General features: G+C 74.1%; 3 protein-coding genes. 2 read left to right on the top strand and 1 reads right to left on the bottom strand.

The features are described 5' to 3' along the window. Positions 1 to 269, bottom strand: a 269-nt coding sequence (locus I5E_RS16575; protein ID WP_022907973.1) for a flagellar FlbD family protein, incomplete at its 3' end; no start/stop codon positions are given. Positions 270 to 505: 236 nt separating this feature from the next. On the opposite strand from I5E_RS16575, the gene I5E_RS16570 reads away from it, so the two are divergent. Together I5E_RS16570 and I5E_RS22015 are read left to right on the top strand one after the other, a co-directional pair. Continuing rightward, positions 506 to 1,363 carry a DUF4397 domain-containing protein gene (locus I5E_RS16570; RefSeq protein ID WP_022907972.1) on the top strand — a complete coding sequence of 286 codons (858 nt, stop codon included), beginning with the start codon at positions 506 to 508 and terminating at the stop codon, positions 1,361 to 1,363. Positions 1,364 to 1,413: 50 nt separating this feature from the next. Next, the coding region (locus I5E_RS22015) for a class F sortase (RefSeq protein WP_022907971.1) at positions 1,414 to 1,883 on the top strand (470 nt) is incomplete at its 3' end.

Genomic DNA, 1,883 nt, shown 5'->3' with positions numbered 1-1,883 from the left:
GACGACACGGGGTGGATCGGGGCGACCGCGGCCAGCGTCGGCTGGGGGCCGGTGGCGTCGTGGGCGGCGGTGTCGGTGCCGTACGCCATGCCGACGATGCGCGCCCGGTACGCGGCGATGAGGTCGATGACATCGGCCATCGACTCGCGGACGATGTACTTGGCGCCGTCGACCATGATGAGCGTCGTGTCCGGCGTCTCCTGGATGCGCTCCACGAGATCGGGGTTGACAGCGAATCCGCTGCCGTTCAGTCGTGTGACGACGATCATGGCCCGTCCTGGTTCTCGATCGTCCCGCCGCCGTCCGTGGGGCGGGATGCTGCCCGTCCGTGGGCTGCACGGAGGACTATCGGCCCACACGTGTCGTGCGTTAGCGGCGTGTACCCCACTCCAGGAAGGTCTCAGCAACCGGGTGCATCCACGGCGGGGGTCTCGGCGGTAGTGCCCGTACGACGTCGACGACGACGTCGCCCGTACCGGCCCACCGGGCCAGAAGGAGACCTTCGATGCGCAAGACACTCGCCACCGGCCTGACCGCCGGCGTCCTGTTCGCAGCAGCAGCCGCGGTGATGCCCGCGACCGCGGCGACCGCCGCGTCCGGGGACGCCACCCTGTCCGTCCTGCACGCCGTGCCGGCCGTCACGGTCGACGTGTACCTCGACGGCAAGCGCGCCCTCGACGACTTCAAGCCGGGCACCCTCGCCGGACCGATGATGGTGCCGGCCGGCGCCCACAGCATCGCGATCACGGCATCCGACGCGACCGACGCGTCGAAGCCGATCATCGGACCGGTCGACGTCACGCTGCAGGCCGGTGCGAACTACACCGCCGTCGCCCACGACAAGACGGACGGCTCCCCCACGGCGACCCTGTTCACCAACGACACCTCGGCCACCCCGGCCGGGCAGGGACGCCTGATCGTCCGGCACGTCGCCGCCGCCCCGGCGGTGGACGTCCTGGCCGGCGGCAAGGCCGTCGTCAGCAACCTGTCGAACCCGGACGAGCAGGCGCTCGAGCTCCCCGCCGGCACCGTCTCGGCCTCGGTCGCGGCCACCGGCACGACCGACCCGGTGATCGGCCCGGCCGACGTCGCGGTCACCGCCGGCGCCGACACGATCGTGTACGCCTGGGGCAGCCTGGACGACAAGACCCTGGCGCTCGCCACGCAGACGATCTCGAACCTCGGTGGCACGCCGAACGGGGTCCCCGCGGGCAACGCCGGTCTCGTGGCCACGAACCGGGTCGACAGCGCACCGCTCATCGGCGGTGCCGCGGCCCTCGCGGCGGCCGTCGCCGTCGGTGCCGTCGTCCTCCGTCGCCGCCAGCTGGCGACGGCGGACCGCCGAGCGGACTCGGGACGCTGAACACCGCCCGAACGGCACGGACCACCGCGGCGACGCTCGTCGTCGCCGCGGTGGCCACGGCCCTCCTGACCGGGTGCTCGTCGGCCGGGTCCCCCTCCCCCGGCGGGCACCCCTCGCTCGTCCCCGCGGCACCCACGCCGGTGCCGTCCGCCTTCTCGACGGCGGTCCCGCAGCAGGCGGCCACCCTGCCGCCCGTCACGACCGCGGCGGCCCCCGACCGCATCACGGTCGACTGGGCGGGCGTCACCGCCCCGGTCCGTCCCGAGGGCGTCGACGAGCAGGGCGCCATGGCCCTGCCACCGGACCCGGCCACGGCCGGCTGGTACCGGTACGGCGCGGCCCCGTCCTCGACGGCGGGGGCCGTGGTGATCGCGGCCCACGTCGACGCGGTCGGGTACGGCGTCGGACCGTTCGCCCACCTGCGCGACGTCCCCGACGGCACGACCGTCACCCTCACCGACACGGACGGCGCCGACACGCGGTGGCGCATCACCTCCAAAGGCCTGCTCGAGAAGCGCGC

The organism is Curtobacterium sp. B18 (assembly GCF_000333375.1).
Lineage (GTDB): Bacteria > Actinomycetota > Actinomycetes > Actinomycetales > Microbacteriaceae > Curtobacterium.
This window is presented reverse-complemented; position numbering and strand designations above follow the sequence as displayed.